The organism is Bacillus atrophaeus, assembly GCF_039519175.1.
Taxonomy (GTDB): domain Bacteria; phylum Bacillota; class Bacilli; order Bacillales; family Bacillaceae; genus Bacillus; species Bacillus atrophaeus.
Genome location: NZ_CP154443.1, coordinates 2,147,272 through 2,161,073, shown reverse-complemented (window position 1 = coordinate 2,161,073; position 13,802 = coordinate 2,147,272). Strand labels below are relative to the sequence as shown.

Annotated in this window: 13 protein-coding genes; 3 read left to right on the top strand and 10 right to left on the bottom strand. The window is 45.3% G+C overall.

Annotated elements, in window-relative coordinates; genetic code table 11:
- Positions 1 to 17 precede the first annotated feature (17 nt).
- Positions 18 to 3,203 (bottom strand): bifunctional cytochrome P450/NADPH--P450 reductase, encoded by a 3,186-nt coding sequence (locus AAHT65_RS10865; protein ID WP_343310229.1) that lies wholly within the window; start codon positions 3,201 to 3,203, stop codon positions 18 to 20.
- A gap of 171 nt (positions 3,204 to 3,374) precedes the next feature.
- Here AAHT65_RS10865 and AAHT65_RS10860 point away from each other — a divergent pair, with 171 nt between their 5' ends.
- Positions 3,375 to 4,445, top strand: coding sequence for a DUF3900 domain-containing protein (locus AAHT65_RS10860; protein WP_003328371.1), 1,071 nt, complete (start codon positions 3,375 to 3,377; stop codon positions 4,443 to 4,445).
- Positions 4,446 to 4,634: 189 nt separating this feature from the next.
- Here the strand turns inward: AAHT65_RS10860 and AAHT65_RS10855 are convergent, their stop codons facing one another.
- From AAHT65_RS10855 to AAHT65_RS10840, 4 genes are all read right to left on the bottom strand, one after another.
- A complete protein-coding gene (locus tag AAHT65_RS10855) occupies positions 4,635 to 5,279 on the bottom strand; it encodes a Bax inhibitor-1/YccA family protein (RefSeq protein WP_343310228.1) in 645 nt (214 codons plus the stop codon).
- 121 nt (positions 5,280 to 5,400) lie between these two features.
- A complete protein-coding gene (locus AAHT65_RS10850) occupies positions 5,401 to 5,715 on the bottom strand; it encodes a hypothetical protein (RefSeq protein ID WP_013390430.1) in 315 nt (104 codons plus the stop codon).
- Between the two features lie 36 nt (positions 5,716 to 5,751).
- Complete coding sequence (locus AAHT65_RS10845; RefSeq protein WP_073991387.1) at positions 5,752 to 5,928, bottom strand: YezD family protein; 177 nt, start codon at positions 5,926 to 5,928, stop codon at positions 5,752 to 5,754.
- Positions 5,929 to 6,185: 257 nt separating this feature from the next.
- A complete protein-coding gene (locus AAHT65_RS10840; RefSeq protein WP_343310227.1) occupies positions 6,186 to 7,055 on the bottom strand; it encodes an STAS domain-containing protein in 870 nt (289 codons plus the stop codon).
- 214 nt (positions 7,056 to 7,269) lie between these two features.
- Between AAHT65_RS10840 and AAHT65_RS10835 the strand changes: the two genes are divergently transcribed.
- Complete coding sequence (locus AAHT65_RS10835) at positions 7,270 to 7,632, top strand: VOC family protein (protein ID WP_003328377.1); 363 nt, start codon at positions 7,270 to 7,272, stop codon at positions 7,630 to 7,632.
- A gap of 104 nt (positions 7,633 to 7,736) precedes the next feature.
- Complete coding sequence (hmoA, locus tag AAHT65_RS10830) at positions 7,737 to 8,060, top strand: heme-degrading oxygenase HmoA (RefSeq protein ID WP_003328378.1); 324 nt, start codon at positions 7,737 to 7,739, stop codon at positions 8,058 to 8,060.
- Between the two features lie 89 nt (positions 8,061 to 8,149).
- Here hmoA and AAHT65_RS10825 read toward each other — a convergent pair whose 3' ends face one another.
- From AAHT65_RS10825 to AAHT65_RS10805, 5 genes are all read right to left on the bottom strand, one after another.
- The gene (locus AAHT65_RS10825) at positions 8,150 to 8,845 is read right to left on the bottom strand and encodes a DUF421 domain-containing protein (protein WP_063638932.1); all 696 of its coding nucleotides are present in this window, start codon (positions 8,843 to 8,845) and stop codon (positions 8,150 to 8,152) included.
- A gap of 117 nt (positions 8,846 to 8,962) precedes the next feature.
- Positions 8,963 to 10,309, bottom strand: a complete 1,347-nt coding sequence (locus tag AAHT65_RS10820; protein WP_343310225.1) for an alpha-glucosidase/alpha-galactosidase — start codon at positions 10,307 to 10,309, stop codon at positions 8,963 to 8,965.
- Between the two features lie 9 nt (positions 10,310 to 10,318).
- Positions 10,319 to 11,206 (bottom strand): carbohydrate ABC transporter permease, encoded by an 888-nt coding sequence (locus AAHT65_RS10815; RefSeq protein WP_343310224.1) that lies wholly within the window; start codon positions 11,204 to 11,206, stop codon positions 10,319 to 10,321.
- Between the two features lie 24 nt (positions 11,207 to 11,230).
- Positions 11,231 to 12,187: an ABC transporter permease gene (locus AAHT65_RS10810; RefSeq protein WP_003328382.1), complete on the bottom strand. Its 957-nt coding sequence runs from the start codon at positions 12,185 to 12,187 to the stop codon at positions 11,231 to 11,233.
- Positions 12,188 to 12,242: 55 nt separating this feature from the next.
- On the bottom strand, positions 12,243 to 13,766 hold the full coding sequence (locus AAHT65_RS10805) for an extracellular solute-binding protein (protein ID WP_343310223.1): 1,524 nt from the start codon (positions 13,764 to 13,766) through the stop codon (positions 12,243 to 12,245).
- Between the last annotated feature and the right edge of the window lie 36 nt (positions 13,767 to 13,802).

Genomic DNA, 13,802 nt, shown 5'->3' with positions numbered 1-13,802 from the left:
TGTAAAACTGGTTGCCCTTAAATTCCAGACCAGACATCTTTCGCATACATACCGTTTGTTTGCAGATTTCCCAGCCATTTTTGTGCTTCCTGCTCTCCCACTCCATGTACGGACTGATACGCTTTTTGCAGCGTCGCCTCTACATCCGGCGCCATTTTACTGCCATCGCCGCAAACGTACAGATGCCCTCCCTGGTCAAGGATAGAAATTAATTTCTCGGCATTCTCCGCCATTAAGTGCTGTACATACGTTTTCGGAATGCCCTCTTTTCGGGAGAAAGCCGTATGGAGCGTTACGATTCCTTCTTTTTCATATGCCTCAAGCTCGCCCCGATAAATAAAATCGTTATCGTTTCTGCATCCGAAATACAAGTGAGCCTCGCCCAGCGTTTTCCCATCCTGCTTCAATGCCGCGCGTGCCTGCAAGAAACCGCGGAATGGAGCGACACCGGTCCCCGGGCCGACCATGATGATCGGTTTTTCGGGATCTTCCGGAAGCTGGAACTGAGATTCCGGTGTACGGACAAACATGTCAATATCATCCCCCGGCGTACGGTCCGCCAAGTAATTCGAAGCTACTCCGCGATATTCGCCATGCCCGCTCCAAGCAGGACTTCGGACCACGCCGACGGTAATGGCAGCTTGTTCCGGGTTCACCCGCGGAGAACTTGAAATGGAATAATATCGCGGTTTAAGCGGACGTAAAAGCTCCAAAAACCGTTCAAACGGCATTTCACATGCCTCGTACTTTTCGAGAAGATCCAGCATCGAAATGCGTTTCTGCAATATTTTCTCCTGGTAGACACCCTCTTCTGCCAAATCTTCCAATTCACGTTTATGCGGCGGGCAAACTGTAAATGCCGCCAGCTCCCGTATTTGTGCCCTGGTCGCTGCTTCTTGTACATCAACACTGTAGCTAAGAAGATCATGTAAACTGACAGGCCGGTCCAAAGGCAGATGGGCTGCGCTGCGTCCGCTTGCAGTCAGTGTGACTTGATCATTTCCTTTCAAGCCAAATCTTCGGAGAATTCGATTGACTTTTTCCTGACTGTTACTTGGCAGCACTCCAAGGTGGTCTCCTTCCTGATACGTCACTCCCGGCGGTAAAGCGATCTCAATATGCCGGGTGCTTCGATCGCTGTCCGCAGACTGAAGTTCGCGATTTTCCGTAACGGATGCGTGAACGGCTTCGTACGACCGGGCCAAAGGAGATCCGCCAAGCCCCCTGACAAACTCAAGGCTTAACGTACTTCGTTCCTTCTCCGCATTTTCGTTGAGCTTCAGCCCGAACGCGTTCATCGCGTCCGACCACATGGTTTGTTTCCATTGGTCAAGCTGTCCCTCAAAATCACCGCTTACATCGCCCTCGCCTCGTGCTGAGAACCGTTCCGCCCCTTTTTGGGCAAGCTGCTCATCAATATATCGCGGGACATCCTGGTACGTACTGGCCCAGTTATGATCTCCGCAGCCAAACACAGCATATTGAACACCTGTAAGCTCATCCGGTTTGATTTCTTCGAGCCATTGCACGAATTGTCCCGCATTGCTTGGCGGCTTTCCATTATAAGATGAGGTGACGATCAGAACGGCTCCTTCTTTCGGCAATTTGCCAATCTGATCATTAAGAGCCGCTACCTCAGTCCGGACACCGTGCATACTGGCTGTATCCGCGAGTTCCCGCGCCACACCCTCTGCGGTCCCCGTGTCAGAGCCGTAAAGGACAAGCAAAGGACGATTATTGACACCTACGATTGCAGCGCTCTTCGTGTCCGGTTTCTCCTTTTGATCATCCGGCGCTTTTTCATCAGATGTCAGAACAGCTGAGTTCATGGCCTCCTGATTTCGGGATTGAACCCGGATTTTAAAATCACCCGGTTTAAGTGTTAACGTTTGTTTGATGTCCAGTTCATAATTCGTATGATCAATTAATTTAAAATATTGGAGAATCATCCCCAGCACGAGAGTCGCCTCATGAAGGGCAAACTGCATGCCGATACATGCCCGCTGTCCATTCCCAAACGGTTTGTAGGCATGATGCGGCACTTGATCCGGATTTTCAAACCGCTCAGGATGGAATTCTTCCGCGTTCTCTCCCCAAGCCTCTTTGTCACGGTGAAGCTGAGGAATCAGAACGGAAATTCTATCTTTTGTCGTGATCGGATATTTCCCTCCAATCACTGTGTCTTCTTTTGCATAAAGGCTAAAAGCCGGAGCTGTGGGCCATAAACGTAATGATTCGTTTAAAATCATCCGGATATATGAAAGCTGCAGCACTTGTTTGTATGTAGGAGTCGGGCCCGTTAACACCTGATCGACCTCTTCATACGCTTTTTTCATTTTATCCGGGTTTTTCAATAAAAAGTAAATCGCAAAGGACAATAAACCGCTCGTTGTTTCATGCCCCGCAATTAAAAATGTAATGATTTGAAAACGAATATTCTCATCATCCAATTTCTCCCCTGTTTCCGGGTCTTCCACATTCAGCATACGGGCAAGCAAATCCTTTTCGTCTTGATCTCCATCTGCCTTGCGTTCAGCAATAATACTGTCTACTAAGGAAAACATGGTTTGAATATCATGGTGAAATTGGCGTTTTGTCCTGACCATAAGTTTGTCTTGAAAATCCAGCCGCTGCATTTGATGCATGGCTTCATCAAGCGCGCGAACCATACTGTTAATAAACGGATGGGGCGTTTCTCTATAGTAGCTGTTAAAACGATAGTTAAACCCGCACAAACCAATCGTGTCCAATGTAAGCCGAGTCATATCTCCCGGCACATCAACTGCTTCGTTAGGGTTAAGCCTGGCCCATTTTTGAATCAGCTGCACGGCGATATCGACCATCATGGAGTGATACTCTTTCATGGCCCGCTGGCTGAAAGTCGGCATTAGAATATTGTGCGCTTTTCTCCAGTTAGGCTCATGCGTCCAGCTTGTAAATAATCCGTCTCCGGAAAAAGCGCGGACTTTTTCTAAAGCGCCTTCAATGCTTTTATCAAAGCGGGACTCATCGCAAACCTCTTCTACTAACTCATGTCCAGAAACAATGATCGTCGTGCCCGCAGGCGTATTCAATTGAAAAATGGGGCCATACTCATCCGCCAATTTGCTAAGCGACAGAGTCGGCCTGTCTTTATCAATTAAAGGAAGATTGCCGAGCGGTCCAAACGTTTTCGGCTGAGGAATCGGGCTTGTTTTCTTCATAAAAACATCCTTTCTGCATTCGATGCCTTCTATCTCTAAACTACAATGCCCTTTAAAGGCAGCAATTATCCGTTTTGTGTGACAAACATCCCTCAACTCTCCAATTGACGTATGATCACTGTTTTTTCTATACTTGAGAAGCTGTAAAATACGCAAATAAGGTGAGTTCATATGGAGTTTGAAATCAAGTTTTTATCCTTTTATGTCATACAGGTGGAAGGCAAGGATGAGCAGGCGAATAAGACATTTAAGCACTTCCAGACGCTGAACACCGAAGAATTTGAAGAAAGCGAGCTGAAGGATTTTCTCGACGGCGAGCTGAAAAAAATCGTCAAACGGAAAGCAGAACGCCACCCCCAGTCCGAGCAGGTGCCGACCAAAATCGGCCATTTTATCGTCGAACCGGGGCATGAGCTTGATTCCAATCCGAACTACAACATGTTCAACCGCGCACGCCTGGCGGAAACAAAAGAGGATTTTAACGAGCTGAGCGAGCAATTCGTCAGCACATATCTTGATACAAGTGCTGTTCGCGGTGGCGTTTTCTTAGTTGCTTCCGCAGTGCCGCGCAAATACTTTGACGATTCCTTTGTCTTCATTATGAAATGTGATTTTGAGCCAAAGGTCGCCCGCATTTCAGACACGTCTTCCCTCATTAAAAAAGTCGAAATGGCGATCACGACGAAAAACATGAAAAGCATTCAATATCCATTTATGCCAGAGGAAGGAATGGTCGAAGAAGGCGAGCTGAAAATCCACCAGGCGTCACACGCCCGCTACTTCGAGGATTTTCTGAAGTTTGTGGAGTATGGAGAATCTATGCCGGAAATCATGAAATCGCAAGTCATGAACATGGTCCAGGAGCATGTATATGAAACATATGAAGAAAACAGCGAAGAGCTTCAGCAGTTCGAGCAAGACATTGAAATCTGGGAAGCGAGCGAAAAACGGGAAATCCAAGAACGGCTCGACACCCACCAAGTGATCGAAGCCTCCGCGCAAATCATCGAGCACACACCTGAAGCCGGGCTGAAGATGAAAGTCGGAGAAACCGAGATTAAGGGAATGCTTGCTGACTTTGGGGATTCTATTCATCTTGCAAAGGTGAATGGCAGATATGTCGTTCTTGTGGAAGCCGATACGATTTCTTTTGAGAAGGGAAGTTCTCCTGTTGAGTTTCATAAGCCTGAGGGGCTGCATGAGGTGATTGAGCGGATACGCCAGAAAACAGAACAGGAATGACAAAAAGTCCAGAATCTATTTTTCTGGACTTTTTTAGATTAGCAGGCTTCCTTTAACAAAGCATAACATTCACCAATCAGCGTCTCCGTCCCAAGCTGCCTCAGGATGATTACAGATCCGCTTCAAGAGAAAATCATGGTGCTAATAAGAATAAAAAAGCGCCCATCACATGGATAGGCGCCTTTTCATTTAATCATCACTGCTCAAAATTCCGAAGAAGCGCAGCAAATTAATAAACAGGTTAATAAAATCAAGATACAGTGACAAAGCCATAACCGGAATTAAGTCTTCTGTGATATGCCGATGCTTGATTTGATTCAAATCATATAAAATGTAGAGTGAAAACACAATCGTTCCGATCACAGAATACGCCAGCATGGCAGCTGAATTCAGCGGGCTGAAGATGCTGAAAATGCCTACCGCGATTAATGCGATCAGCGCAACCAAAAGGAATGACGCCAAAAACGAAAGGTCTTTCTTCATTTTCGCTCCGATTGTTCCGAGAACCGCAAAAATCAAAAATGTTGAACCGAATGCTTCAAGAACAACATAAGCTCCGGCGGTTGAAGCGTAGTAGCTGACGACCGGAAAAAGGGTAATCCCGGAGATAAAGGCAAACGCATAAACAAACGCATATCCCACCGCTTTTTTTCTCCGCAGCCAAAACGCCGCGATAATCATCCCTACTTCCACGATGGACAGGGGCAGCATCAAGGCCGCAGGCACAAATTGGCCGGCACAAAGCCCGATGGTCGCGACCAGCAAAGTGAAAACAAAGACCGTTAGGATGCGCTGCATGATAGAATGCTTATTTTCATGGACCATTGCTTGCATGTCAAAAATCCTCCCAGAAATTGATCTTAAAATTCTATTATATAAAAATTTAGGAGAATTTGTATATACGCAAGGGGATTTTAAGGTAATTTTTCATTTTAGGGATTTCTTTGATTTTCTTTTAGGAACAGACTTTTTCCTGTGACTCCATAAATTCAGAAAGCTTTCTGGCCAGTCCGCCGTTTCCGAATTTCATAAATTTGTGTTTGTCGGATTTCATTCCGGAAGCTTTTGCAAATTCCAAAAAAGCCAATACATGAATCCGGCGGCTGGCGATATTGATGATGCCCGAATCGTAAAACCAATTATCAATCGTATTCAGCACTCCTTTATTTAGTCCATATTGATTGCGGCACCAATGGAGAAAGCGTGCTTCAGGCAGATTCAAGTACTTGCTATCGGCCAGTGAATGATGCGGATATGGTGTGGTTTGCATAATCGATGCCTCCTGACATTGGTTTTACAGGCTGCTTTAAGATTTAGATTTGGGTTCCTTGCTTTGCAGTGAAAAGCGGTATTTTTCAACTTTATCAATTTGGGTGACTTGTGAATTGTGGACGGTGATTTGCACGGTTCCAAAATCTAATGTTTCTAGCGCACTGATAATTTTTTCGAGTACCTCTGGATCAACGGTTGCTTTGGAAGTCAATGACATTCTCCCCCTTTACTCATTTCAAGCGCTGTTTGTTCCAATGCTAATCGTACCCCGGCAGTCTTATGCATCACGAATACACTAGGATTACCAATTTCAATCCTTACTAATCCTATAGGAAATATAACATTATATTATTACCTTTTATTCAATAAATCAATAACTTTTGTATATTTCTGAAATATCACAAATTCACTCTTTCATATTTGTTATCAATTAAAAAAAGCCCCCGCTATAAAGGCGGGGAGCCGATGTTATGGCTGAATGTTCTCTTCAATAATACATTGGACACCCATGCGAGCCAAAGCCTGCTTCAGGGTGCCGTACGTTTCGTAATCGTCAAAATCAAGCCCCAACTGGATTGAAGTTTGCGCCACATCCGGACGAATGCCGGAAAACACAGCTTTGACTCCTAACAAGTACAGCGTTTGAGACAGATTGAATAATTGCCTAGCAACCATTGTGTCCACAATCGGAACACCGGATAAATCTATGACGAGGCTGGTGATTTGCTGTTTGATACATTTTGCGGGCACCGATTCTAACATCACGTGCGCTCGCCTTGTATCAATTGAACCGATGAGCGGCAATATGCCAATTTCCTCTGCAATTGAAATCACTGGGCAGCCTAATTCGCCAATTAATTCCTGCTGGGAAGTCAATCGGAGCAGCATGAATTTTTGATATTGCTTGCAAAACTCGGTGATCAGCTTATCAAACGCTTGGTTTACAATCCGGTTCCAGCGATGGATATCCTCATTTGTCACCACGTTTTCTTGTTCTTTGCTGAACTGAATAACCGCGTCCCAAAATGTCACTCTTGAGTTTGAGATCGCTTCCACAACCTCATGAATTTTCGCGTCTTGTTCCACCCTATTTTTCGCCACAGTCACTGCCCATTCTGACACGTTTTCTTCAAAGGCCTTTTGATCTTCCAAAAATGAGCTTGCAATCGTTTTATTTGTAAGGGTGTGCTGTTCCGCCAAAAGTTTTTTCATCTCTGCGCTTATCTGATCGGAGGAATAAAATTCTCCTTTTAATTCGAATCTCAGGCTGAACCATTTTTCGGTAATATCGCTTGAGTGCTCTATAATATATTCATATAATAATTGTTCTTTATTCACGCTACGGGTCTCCTTTTTCATGATGGAAGCCTCTTTATTATAAAGTGTTTAGAAGCCGGGGAATAGAGAAAAAGGTGTTATTTCGCTTCATCGTCAAAAAGACGCAAAACGCTGCGGGCTGAATCTCTTTAAACAGCAGATGATATTTTAATGTTATTTTTCATGGTAGCAGGATAAAATAGAGCTATCTTATCGTAAATGGAGGTTTCCCCCTATGATTAAACAGATCGCCACAGTAGCCGTTTATGCAGAAGACCAACAAAAAGCGAAACTTTTTTGGACAGAAAAAGCGGGGTTCGAGGTAACCGCGGAACGTCCCATGGGTCCGGATGCCAGCTGGCTCGAAGTCGCACCAAGCGGAGCGCAAACACGTTTAGTCATCTATCCAAAGTCCATGATGCAGGGCTCAGAGCATATGAAAGCATCCATCGTGTTTGAATGTGAAGACTTATTTGGCACCTATGAAAAAATGAAAACGAACGGTGTGGAATTTTTAAGCGAGCCTAATGAGATGCATTGGGGCACGTTCGTTCAATTTAAGGATGAGGACGGCAACGAGTTTTTATTGAAGGGATAACGTAAAGGCAAGTTCAGGATTGAATCTGCCATCTTTATTCTTTGACTTTGATAATCATTATCATTTAAGATGAAAGAATAGACATATTGATTGGAGAGGTGCACATGTTTGTACAATTAAGAAAAATGACGGTAAAAGAAGGTCACGCGGATAAAGTGATCGAACGGTTCAGTGCGGAAGGCATTATTGAAAAACAGGAAGGCTTAATTGACGTAACAGTTCTTGAGAAAAAAGTCCGCCGCGGAGATGAAGAGGTAGTCGTGATGATTCGCTGGGAATCAGAGGAACATTGGAAGCAGTGGGAGAAGAGCGACGCACACATTGCCGCCCATAAAGCAAACAAAGGCAAAGCCCAGCCTGATTATATGCTCGGCACGGAAGTCAGTATGTATCATGTAAAAGCTGTGAAAAAAGGTATTCAAGAATAAAAAAGAGCCTCGCGGTTATGAAGTGACCCTCAAATTTTAAACACAGTTAAAATTTTGAGGTCCTTCATTACGCAAAAGCTCTTTTTTTATCATTTATCTGATCCGCTGTCATACTTGATAAAAAACAGCGGCTGGCCTGCATGCCATTCTGCAAACAGCACGTCCTTACATTCATTTACTCCCTGGGACGCCAGCTCTTGTTTCAGCCACTCTTCATCCACACCCGCCTCTTGGAGATTATCATATACGACTTCGCCATCAAGAATAAGTGTAATCGGCAAATAAACCTGTTTTGGGGCCAGCTCTACATCCTGCATTTTCGGAGTGTCATATTTGGATTTCAGCAGGACACTGATCATCCCGTTGGTTTCTAGTATCGCGTATTCCGCCTCCTTAATAGAAAAGCAGCCCTGCTGTCTTAAAAGGCTTTGCAATTGATTGATGTCCAGCTTATTCTTCTTCAGCACTTCATATTTTAATATCCCTTTTTGAATCACAATATTCGGTTCGCCCTCTAAAAACTTTCTCGTTCCTTTCAGCTTTTGAGTGATAAATTCTATGATATAGATCAGCAGCCCCCATAATAGAGAGGCGAAAATAATCTCTTTTATCCTAACTTCATGATCGTACACCGCGTTTCCGACCAATTCCCCCAATATTAAGGCAGATATGAAGTCAAACGGAGTAATTTGTGAGAATTGTGTTTTCCCCAAACATTTTAAAATGAGAAATAATATACCAAGTCCGCAAACCAGTTCAACCGCCACTGCCAGATAATGTTCCATATAGATAAGCACCTACTTCTTCAAAGTCACTACCATTATTGTCAATCAAACCTTTTATATACTGTGTTATCAAGATTTCACCGTAAGAAAAAACAGCCCTTATATGCAGGCTGCTTGTTATCGTGCTCCTATTTGATTGCAGGACAGCATTTCACGAAAGAGACGCTCCGCATCTGCTCGGTCTAGCGTGATGAGAGGATCGTTGATGAATGCTTGAAAAGCAAGACTGTCATCCTGAGTGAAACCGGCTTCCGCCACCGCCTCCTGATTTGATATGTGCCTGTTTGCCAGCATTTCCAAACGCTTCGGCAATGTTCCTGAAAAGATCGGCTGCACCCTGTTGCGGGTGATATACGCGTTCGTTTCCACAATTGCCCCCATAGGCAGATTGGCTGCCTGGCCTTCATTGGGGAGGTTCACATTTGTCATCAGATCACCCAGTCCCAGCAAGGCCGCAATCATATTGACTCCTTCTTCACCCGATGCTTTCAGCGCGGCACCTTGTTTTTGTTTTATCATATGGTCGGTTTCTTTTTTTCTCCTTACCGATTCTTGTTTCCGATAGCCGACGGAGGTCAGATGAAACTTCCATTTCTCCGGATCTTTCAAATAAAAGGCAGGGAAAAATTCCGCAAGATGGCGGTCACCCGCGGCCGGGATCGCGCCGTATGTTTCAAATAAATGAAAGGCTACACGGTGAGCGGAATGAAATACGCTGTCCCGCCAGCTCTCCCCCGAGGGTTCATACCCTATCTCGGCGTATTGCGCCGCAAACTCTTGAAAAACGGGAACCAAATCAACGTGACGGAACGAGGCTTCCGTCACCCATGTAAAGTGGTTAATGCCGAGCACATTGACTTTGATGTCTTCCCGCTGTTTCACATCCAATTCCAGTCTTTCTTTCACCATTTCACAAAGCAGCTTTTGTGTGCCGAATACCTCATGACAGCAGCCGAATGCCTTAATATCGGGAAACACTTTATACAGCATCTTCGTACAGACAGACATCGGGTTTGTATAATTCATGACCCATGAGTCCGGGGCATAGTCCCTGATCGCACAGGCGATATCCGCAAACATCGGCGCAGCCCGCAGACCTCTAATGATTCCGCCCGGTCCGACTGTGTCACCCACTGATTGATAAATGCCGAACTGTTCGGGCAAATGGACATCCGTTTCCATATGGTCTAATGTTCCCGGCAGGATTGAGATGACGGTCACATCCGCTCCTGATAATGCTTTTTTCAAAGAAGAAACGGCTTCATATCTCCATTTTCCGTTTCCGCTGAGATTGCCGATCGCTTCATTTTGCAGCGCCGCTTCAAAATCAAGATCATACAGGGCAACCATGCCTGACATGCGTTCATCAAGAGCCAGATCGCTCATCAAGCTTCTGGCCCACCCTTTGGAACCGCCGCCGATATAAGCGATTTTTATCTGTTTTACCGTTTCGATATTGAACACTCCTTTTCGTCAGCCTTTCACAGAGCCTATTAATATTCCTTTTGCGAAATGCTTTTGCAAAAATGGATAAACCGCTAAAATCGGTATCGTGGCAATGACAATGACGGCAAGCTTAATGCCTTGCTCCGGCGGCACCGTGTTTTGCACCATATCACCGTTTGCCGCCGTTAAGTCCGACAAAATCGTCACTTGGCGGAGAACCATTTGCAGCGGCCATTTTGCACTGTCATTGATATATAAGAGCGCGTGGAAGAAATCATTCCAAATTCCGACTGCGTAAAACAGCGCAAAGGTCGCAATGACCGGTTTTGAAAGCGGGAGCGCAATCCGCCAAAAGACGCCGATTTCTGAACAGCCGTCAATTTTCGCAGATTCTTCAAGCTCACGCGGAAGCTGCTGAAAGAAGTTATTAATAATGATCAGGTTAAATGGATTAATCGCCATCGGCAAAATCAGGGCCCAATAGGAATCAAGCAGTCCGAGCGATTTCACCACAATGTATGTCGGAATCATTCCGCCGGAAAACAGCATCGAAAAAATGACGAGATTTAGTAAAAGGTTCCGTCCCTTTACATGCCGCTTGGCGAGCGGATAAGCCATCGTGAAGGTGAAAAACAATTGAACCGCCGTTCCGACAACCGTGATGAAGATTGACACACCCATGCTTCTGATAAATGTCGGCGTTGAAAACACGTACCGATACGCATCCAGCGTAAAGGTTTTCGGAAAAATAAAAAAACTTCGCTGCGCAAGCTCCGCTTCAGTTGCAAATGAGCCTGCGATAATATACAAAAAAGGCAAAATCGTGATGGCTCCGACGCCGCCCAGAAAAAGAATATTGCATACGTCAAACACCCGTCCGGCCTTTGTATTGTGCTTTGATTGGATATCAGCCACGAAATTCCCTCCTTCTCTCTGTTCTTAAAACAAGCCTTCCTGATCGAATTTTTTCGCAATGTAGTTCGCTCCGAAAATCAAAATAATCCCGACAACAGATTTAAAAAGACCGACCGCGGTGCTGTAGCTGTAGGCGCCCTGGGTAATACCCACCATATAAACGTAGGTGTCGAATATATCGGCGACGCTGCGGTTCAGGGAATTCGTCATCAAAAACACCTGTTCAAAACCGATATTTAAGAAGCTGCCGATTCGTAATATCAACAGGACAATAATGGTGCTTCTGATGGCCGGAAGCGTAATATGCCACATGCGTTTGAACCGGCCCGCTCCGTCCATAATGGCCGCTTCATACTGCTCCTGATCGACTGTCGCAAGCGCGGCCAGAAATAAAATCGTTCCCCAGCCCGTTTCCTTCCAGATGCTTTGCATCACAATCATCGGACGGAACCAATCGGCATCAGACAAAAACGAGATTTGCTGCCCCGTAATGCTTTCAGCAATCTTATTGATTACCCCCGTATCTACCGTAAAGAAGACAAAGGTAATGCTGACGACGATTGTCCATGATACAAAGTGCGGCACGTAAATAAACGTCTGAATGCATCGTTTATAAACCGCTTTTCTCAGCTCGTTTAACAGCAATGCCAAAATAAGAGGCGCGGGAAAGGCAAAAATCAAGTCAAGGCTTGCCAGCATCAGCGTATTCCGCAAGAGGCGGAAGAAATCTGGATTCATAAAAAAGTCTTTAAAATACTCCAAGCCGACCCATTCGCTTTTCCAGAATCCAAGGTAGGGAGAATAATCTTTAAAAGCGATTAACACACCCCACATCGGCAAATATTTGAAGATCAAAAAATATAAAATACCGGGAACAAGAAGAAGATAAAGCCATTTGTCTCTTTTAAAGGCCGCCTGCCAGCCCGTTTTATTGGCAGCATGAAGAACGGGGTTTTTCCTGCTCTTTGGCACCGTTTCCATCTCCGCTCTCCTTTCTTCACACAGGGCGCCCGCCGTTTTAAACAGGCGCCTTGGATTATTTGGATGATGCTTTATACAGTTTGTTCAAGTCTTTCAAAAGCTCAGTCCCGCCGCTGTTCTCCCAAAGCCGGACAGCATCCCGGAATCCTTTTTCGTCGATTTCTCCAATGATAAACTGCGTTCTTGCATCAAGGATAATATTGTCAAGCTGTGCCCCCTTTTGGGTATAAACATCGGATACAAAGGATTCCGCCGGGTTGAATACAGCTATTTTTTCGCCTGCAGTAATGATATCTTTCCGGTGCTGGAAGAGCTTCGTTTTTTGTTCTTCGATATAATACTCGCTCTTAGGGATGGACATGCTGAACTGGGCGAGACCTTCATGCTCATAAAGAAGAGCCTTGTTGTTTTTTTCGAGAGAGGTGAACTTGCCATCTTTCAGTTCGTAATTGCGCCCTTCTACTCCATTGTTCGTTAATATCTGCGCCTCTTTATCATTCAGCTTATCGAGGAAGGCCAGCACCCTCTTCAGCTCTTTCTCTGTTTTCACGCCTGATTTCGGAATGGCGATCATGCCGGAATAGCCTGAGGTCGGAAACGTTCTCTTGCCTTTTGGGCCTTTAACTGTGCCGATAATGTCAATGATCTCTTTCGCCGACTCATCCGACTCTTCCATCGCACTTTGAATCTGTGACGCCCTTGACCCTGTATCGACGATGACACCCGCTTTTCCTTTGACCATCGGATCATTCCACTTCGCCGAATCCATGACGGCAAAGTCCTTGTTGATCAGCCCTTCATCATAAAGCTTCTTAAAGAAGGTCAGAGCCTCCATGTATTCCTTCGTTGTAAAGTCAGGGACGAGCTTTCCGTTCTCGATGCCGTAGCGGTTTGGCGAGCCGAACCAGATTTGGAGGATATCCCACGGGCTTCCGTTGCCGAGTCCGAGCCATTTCGGCACCACCATGCCGTACGTATCATCCTTTCCGTTTCCGTCAGGGTCTTTTTCTTTAAACGCCTTCAGCACTTCATAGAAATCATCAAGCGTTTCCGGCATATCAAGTCCTACTTTCTCAAGCCAATCCGTCCGGATGATCATGCAGGCACGGATGAGGTCTCTGGATCGGTAAATGCCGTAAACCTCTCCGTTGACAGAGCTGTTATTGACAATCTTTTCATCTGCTTGGCTTAAATTCTTGTAGTCTTTTAAATAGGGGGACAGTTCCCAAAACGCCCCCGCTTTAACAGATTTAATGAAACCGGCTGATTTATCTTTGATGACAATCGCTTGCGGGAGATCTCCGGAAGCCATGACGATATTGAATTTGTCATTATAGGACGAGTCCGGCACCCATGTTACATTAATGTTTTCATCTGTATAGGTCTCCAGCGCTTTTAGTGACGGGCTTTTACTGCCTGGGCTTTCCGGGGAAAGCAGAGGAGCCATAATGTTGATCGTGTCTTTGGAGCTGTTTTCAGGATTGGATGTCTCTGAATGGCTGCATCCGGCTATGATGGAAACAGCGAGCGGAACGGCCAGCCATTTTTTTCGCAATCTTTTTTTCTCGTATTGTTTCATGATGCGCGAAGTCCCCCTTTTATCATTTTGCTGCTT

Bases quoted from the DNA above. Each gene is read 5' to 3' on its own strand.
- AAHT65_RS10855 (WP_343310228.1), bottom strand. From the start codon at position 5,279: ATGCAAGCAATGGTCCATGAAAATAAGCATTCTATCATGCAGCGCATC.
- AAHT65_RS10860 (WP_003328371.1), top strand. From the start codon at position 3,375: ATGGAGTTTGAAATCAAGTTTTTATCCTTTTATGTCATACAGGTGGAA.
- hmoA (WP_003328378.1), top strand. From the start codon at position 7,737: ATGTTTGTACAATTAAGAAAAATGACGGTAAAAGAAGGTCACGCGGAT.
- AAHT65_RS10805 (WP_343310223.1), bottom strand. From the start codon at position 13,766: ATGAAACAATACGAGAAAAAAAGATTGCGAAAAAAATGGCTGGCCGTT.
- AAHT65_RS10850 (WP_013390430.1), bottom strand. From the start codon at position 5,715: ATGCAAACCACACCATATCCGCATCATTCACTGGCCGATAGCAAGTAC.
- AAHT65_RS10835 (WP_003328377.1), top strand. From the start codon at position 7,270: ATGATTAAACAGATCGCCACAGTAGCCGTTTATGCAGAAGACCAACAA.
- AAHT65_RS10865 (WP_343310229.1), bottom strand. From the start codon at position 3,203: ATGAAGAAAACAAGCCCGATTCCTCAGCCGAAAACGTTTGGACCGCTC.
- AAHT65_RS10825 (WP_063638932.1), bottom strand. From the start codon at position 8,845: ATGGAACATTATCTGGCAGTGGCGGTTGAACTGGTTTGCGGACTTGGT.
- AAHT65_RS10810 (WP_003328382.1), bottom strand. From the start codon at position 12,187: ATGGAAACGGTGCCAAAGAGCAGGAAAAACCCCGTTCTTCATGCTGCC.